7 protein-coding genes and 2 pseudogenes are annotated in these 5,080 nt (G+C 45.4%); 7 read left to right on the plus strand and 2 right to left on the minus strand.

The window, feature by feature from the left end; genetic code table 11:
- Positions 1-134: 134 nt before the first annotated feature.
- The 7 genes and pseudogenes from QUA78_RS31720 to QUA78_RS31750 all read left to right on the plus strand — a co-directional run.
- Positions 135-1,585 (plus strand): annotated as a pseudogene (locus QUA78_RS31720) (IS5 family transposase); the annotation flags it as partial.
- Between the two features lie 67 nt (positions 1,586-1,652).
- Positions 1,653-1,862, plus strand: a pseudogene (locus tag QUA78_RS31725) (transposase); the annotation flags it as partial.
- Positions 1,863-1,954: 92 nt separating this feature from the next.
- Positions 1,955-2,362 (plus strand): hypothetical protein, encoded by a 408-nt coding sequence (locus QUA78_RS31730; protein WP_333399230.1) that lies wholly within the window; start codon positions 1,955-1,957, stop codon positions 2,360-2,362.
- A gap of 30 nt (positions 2,363-2,392) precedes the next feature.
- A complete protein-coding gene (locus QUA78_RS31735) occupies positions 2,393-2,863 on the plus strand; it encodes a hypothetical protein (RefSeq protein WP_333306819.1) in 471 nt (156 codons plus the stop codon).
- Between the two features lie 64 nt (positions 2,864-2,927).
- A complete protein-coding gene (locus QUA78_RS31740) occupies positions 2,928-3,233 on the plus strand; it encodes a hypothetical protein (protein ID WP_333306821.1) in 306 nt (101 codons plus the stop codon).
- On the plus strand, positions 3,230-3,430 hold the full coding sequence (locus tag QUA78_RS31745; RefSeq protein ID WP_333306823.1) for a hypothetical protein: 201 nt from the start codon (positions 3,230-3,232) through the stop codon (positions 3,428-3,430). The genes QUA78_RS31740 and QUA78_RS31745 overlap by 4 nt, the downstream gene beginning before the upstream one ends.
- Positions 3,431-3,604: 174 nt before the next feature.
- Entirely contained in the window at positions 3,605-4,246 is a 642-nt protein-coding gene (locus QUA78_RS31750; RefSeq protein WP_333306826.1) for a hypothetical protein, read from the plus strand.
- On the opposite strand, the gene QUA78_RS31755 is transcribed toward QUA78_RS31750, so the two are convergent.
- Complete coding sequence (locus tag QUA78_RS31755; protein WP_333306827.1) at positions 4,197-4,784, minus strand: recombinase family protein; 588 nt, start codon at positions 4,782-4,784, stop codon at positions 4,197-4,199. The two genes, QUA78_RS31750 and QUA78_RS31755, sit on opposite strands and share 50 nt — an antisense overlap.
- Before the next feature lie 72 nt (positions 4,785-4,856).
- A partial coding sequence (locus QUA78_RS31760; protein WP_333399231.1) for a hypothetical protein occupies positions 4,857-5,080 on the minus strand: 224 nt, incomplete at its 5' end.

Genomic DNA, 5,080 nt, shown 5'->3' on the forward strand with positions numbered 1-5,080 from the left:
TGCTGTCTGTTTGTAATCTTCTACTATCACGCCAGGTAAATTTAGTATATTTGTCATTAACTTTTTCATATTTTATTTTGACAAAACTTGTTTGTGAACTATTTATTAACATTTGAGCAGCGGTAAGTACGGAAGAGCCAAAATTATCAGCCCAGAATCGATGGGTAATCCTGAGTGAGCTAATACCGTGGTCAGAATTTGAAGGAGAATACGCACAGCTATTTTCAGCAGAAATGGGAGCCCCAGCCAAAAGCTTCAGAATGGCATTGGGGGCATTAATCATCAAAGAAAAATTAGGAATTAGCGACCGAGAAACGGTAGAACAAATCAAAGAGAACCCATATTTGCAGTATTTTATCGGATTGGAGGAATATAGCGAAGACCCCCCATTCGAGGCTTCAATGCTAGTCCACTTCCGGGAGCGAATTCAGGTCAACTTAGTAAAGCGAGTCAATCAACGGGTGGTACAGAAAAACCAAGAGAGAATCTCAGAAGTGACTCAGGAGAACTCAACAGAAGAGAAAAAAGTAAGTGAACAGAAAAATAGAGGAAAACTGATAATCGATGCGACCTGTGCGCCAGCAGATATCACATATCCCACCGACTTAAAAATCTTAAATGCAGCGCGAGAAAAAACCGAGTCAATCATTGATATCCTGCATCAGGAGAATCAGACTCCCTCAAAAAAAAACCAAGAACCTACCGAAGACTAGCAAGAAAAGACTACCTAGCCGTAGCCAAGCAACGCCGCCCTACCCGAAAAGTTAAGAGGAAAGCCATTAGAAAACAACTGCAATATATCAAAAAAAACTTAGGGTCTATCGAGCGAGCTAATCGGAGGAGGGGCAAAGCTTTCAAGCCTGAATAAGACTCAATATAAAAGCTTATTAGTCATCGCCGAAGTTTATCGGCAACAGCAATGGATGTGGTCAAATAAAAAGCAGAGTATCCCTGACCGAATTGTGAGTATTACTCAACCCCATATTCGCCCAATCGTGAGAGGGAAAGCAGGAACAGCCGTAGAATTTGGAGCAAAATTGTCAGCGAGTTGTGTAGATGGATATATCTTTCTTGACCGGATTAGTTGGGATAACTTTAACGAGTCAGTGGATTTAAAAGCCCAAGTAGAAGCTTACAAAGAATTCACGGGTTTTTATCCAGAATCAGTCCATGTAGACAAGATTTATCGAACCAAAGAGAACCGAGCTTGGTGTAAAGAAAGAGGCATAAGAATGAGTGGTTCCCCTTTAGGAAGACCGCGATTAGATGTAAGCAAAGAAGTGAAAAAGCAAGCCTCAGAAGATGAGAAAATTAGGAATGCGATTGAGGGTAAATTTGGGACTTGCGAAAACGGAGATTTAGCATAGGTCGAGTCATGGCTAAACTGCCAGATACGGCTCAAACTGCCATAGCCATCACTTTTTTAGTGATGAATCTGTCTCGGATACTCAGACAGATTCTTTGGGCATTTTTTTGCCAATTTTTCCCAAACGTAACTTTTAGGGGTGGGAGAATTAAGAAAAGTAATCGATGGGTTAATGAGCGAAAAAAAAAGCTTATTAGTCCTGGTTACTTCATGAGCTAATTTATCCTTGTTTTCCTCTTGGGTCACTTTTTCAGCAAGCCCTACATAAACGCACTACCAACGTTTGATGTCTTTGAGTGATCGTCTGCTGTTACGAAAACGTGCTGTTGTTGAGACTGTTATTGACCAGTTAAAGAATATTTCTCAGATTGAGCATTCCCGACATCGTTCCCCCGTTAACTGCTTTGTCAATATTATCTGTGGGTTGATTGCTTATTGCCATCAACCCAAAAAGCCAGGAATCGCCATGGATAACAACTTGCTCTGTTCTGCTTAACCCGAACTCACGTTATACTAGGAAAATTAGACATCGGAGATGTTAAGCATAGGTTTTGGTTGCCACGCATAAAAGGTGTGACTTTGTATTGTTTGAGTGAAATTGCCCAGTCTCTCAAGCGTACTTCATTATTAGAATTCTACCTTGAAACCCGCTCAGAGCATTACTTAATGGGGGAGACTACCTTCGAGATTGGGTTGGCTTATATGAACAAAAACATCATTTGTGTGGGAAAAAATCTGATTGTTTATAAGGGCAAGGATGATGAGATAGGAGAGGGCGAGTTGATGATCGCAACCAAAAATTTAAACGGCTGCTGGAATCATTACCCTCATCAAGACAACGAAGCTGTCCCTTTATCTGATTACAAAAAAGCTAAATTAGCTTTAGAAAAATTTCCTGTTTCTTTAAAAGGTGAATTAGTCCATCGACAATCTGAGAAACTTGCAAAATTACTCGGATTGACAGTAAAGGATGGCTACGCTTATCTAGTCAAATGACTGTCTACAATTAGTAGACAATTTGTAGACATGAAAACTCCCCCCGACCTCAAAAAGTACGCCGACGAAGTGAACGCGATGCGGGACTTGCCGCCGACGACAGTAGAGATTCCGCCCATCGCAGCGATCGCCATCATCAGTCACATTCAACTGGCAACCCGTCACCCAGCGATTGCCGACGATACGTTTACCAAAATTGCGATCGAAGTGGCTCACCAGTTGCAACAACTGTTCAATCCAGACTCCGAAACTTACAAGGTGCTGGAACTCGGCTGGAATCCGACGGAGGACATCCTGCCTGCCGAGGACTTCTGCTGCGAACCCTGCGAGAAATTTCATCAGAACCTCGGCTGTCGCTGCACCGGTTACAAGGTCGCGGAAGTTGTAGCGGGTAACGATGAGAGTCTCTCGCCCGAAGTTTTAGCAGCCGCCGCGGCGACGATGGAACAATTCACGCGAGCTCTTGAGAGCGAAGGTTTTGAAGTAGTCACAGATATGTAGAAATTAGCCGATCGGTCGCTTTCGGGCGATCTGCTGCTAGACAACAACTAGACAATAAATAGACATGGAAGATTTCGACCCAAAACGATGTGCCGCCGAATTAAACAATATTAAATCCGTACAAGTAACCCTGAGCGGTTGGGAAATATACTGCCTTGTTGCTGGTGCTCAGTTTCTCAAAGCTGCTAATACACAGCACCCGAATTTTGTAGAAACGGCGGAAACAGCAGCAAAGAGAATGTGTAACTCTCTCGACTCACCTCTAGCTCGCGAACACTTAGCAAAAGGCTGGAAGTTGGTAGGGTCTCAAAATTTCCCTCTTGAAGATTTCCCCCCTGAGGCGTTCCCGCCAGAGAGTTTTAATCTATGAAAATCGTACGAAACCCAGAATCGGGCGAAGTTCACATCAAGCTAAAAAATGATGAAGTGTACGACATCGAAGAACATCTTGCCGCTCTGATGGAGTTTGTCACCAAACAGGCTGTCGAAGTTCACAGACTGACTAACAGCTACAGAAAAATTGTTAGGCGTTTAGACCAATTGGAAGGCATAAGCATAGAATTATGAGCCGAAAAGAAACACTAAGCGAACAGCGAAGGAAACTCTATACAACAAGAGAGTGGATTGTTGACAAAGTGTTTCGTGAGGAAGGCGACAAGTTAACTCGCGACGCATTATTCAAATCTCAAAAGGCTATTGGGTACGCCCTCCTAATGCTTGAAGAAGTGGAATACCGAACAGATGGAGCTTACGACAGAGATGGTTAGCGCTCAACTTTCACTCTTTGACACGGCAATTGCAGAAACAGGAAGTTTTTACAAACCTGGAGACTGGGTAAAAATCCGCAGATTGCCCTCGATAGCAAAACACGTCAAGTGCGGTCACATCTATAAAATCCACGCCGTCGATCCGGTAGACGGGGGACTGCAATTCTGGAATCCTTTTGCGAGTCAGTGGGATTATCTCTACCCTTCCGAAGTCAAGCTTGCCCTTCCTCCCAGTGACAAAAATGATTCTGTAACCCCTGTTGAGCCTGCGGTTACAGAATCACCCCCGCCCGCTCCTGACGATTCTGTAACCCCTGTTGAGCCTGCGGTTACAGAATCAATCCCCCCGCTCGTTGATGATTATTTACCGCTTAATGCAGTTTCAACTTATCGGCCGCGCGGTACGGCTCGCAGCGGCGAGTATTTCCGATTGTCTTACAAAACGGGCGGGCGAGTAAGACACCAACACATCAGAGGCGGCAACACCGACTCGCCAATTTCTCAGGCGAAAGTCGCCGAAGTGCGATCGCTCTTAGCGGCCGGAATTCCCCCCGCCGAAATTGCCGCTACGCTTCGGAACTCTGGTGGCACAACTCAGCAACCTTTGTGCGACTGACTCCAGAAGCCGCTGCGATCTGCGAGTAAGTTTTGCCCTGGGCCCGAAGTTGATGCACAAAGGCGATCGCGCTTTCGGACACTCGCGGGCGGCCAAACTTCCGCCCTTTCGCTCGCGCCGCTGCAATCCCGCTTTTTACCCGCTTGCGGATCAGGTCGCGCTCAAACTCAGCAATCGCCGAGATGATCGAGGCCATCAATTTACCGTGCGAGGTGCTCAAGTCCAGGCCGATGCCCGACAGAGTGACAAGAGACGTTCCCCAGTCGTTCAAATCTCGCAGCGTCCCGAGTAGGTCGATGGTGCTCCTACTCCATCGCGAAGCCTCGGTCACTAACACCGCTGATATTTTTCTCGCCCGAGCCGCCGCCATAACTTTTTTGCGCTGCGCGCGATCGTCCTTAGCACCGCTGGCAGTCTCCCGCAAGACTTCTATAACTTCATACCCGGCGCGATCGGCAAATTCTCTTAAATCCCGTTCTTGCCGATCGCAATCTTGATCGCTCGTGCTCACCCGGCAGTAAATAATTGCCCGTATCAAATAACCCTCCCGCTCAAGGCTTCTAAAACCCTGATTAAATCGAGGTCAATTTCAAATAATTCGCCGTATCAATTAAGAAGTGATTTTTGGTACGTCACCGCTCGAAAATGATTCAACAATCCAATCTATCAATTGCCCCATTGTCATCTTGCGGCGGATTGCTTCAATCCTTAAATAACTTTTGGTAATCTCGCTAACTTCGGTTTGCAATTTAACACCGCTGGTAGTGACAATAGCAGTAATATCAATCTCATTATCGTTAATCATTAACTTTCCCAGTAAGCTTATCCATATTC

Source organism: Microcoleus sp. K4-B3 (assembly GCF_036704615.1).
In the GTDB taxonomy this organism is placed as follows: domain Bacteria; phylum Cyanobacteriota; class Cyanobacteriia; order Cyanobacteriales; family Microcoleaceae; genus Microcoleus.

Bases quoted from the DNA above. Each gene is read 5' to 3' on its own strand.
- QUA78_RS31745 (WP_333306823.1), top strand. From the start codon at position 3,230: ATGAAAATCGTACGAAACCCAGAATCGGGCGAAGTTCACATCAAGCTA.
- QUA78_RS31735 (WP_333306819.1), top strand. From the start codon at position 2,393: ATGAAAACTCCCCCCGACCTCAAAAAGTACGCCGACGAAGTGAACGCG.
- QUA78_RS31740 (WP_333306821.1), top strand. From the start codon at position 2,928: ATGGAAGATTTCGACCCAAAACGATGTGCCGCCGAATTAAACAATATT.
- QUA78_RS31750 (WP_333306826.1), top strand. From the start codon at position 3,605: ATGGAGCTTACGACAGAGATGGTTAGCGCTCAACTTTCACTCTTTGAC.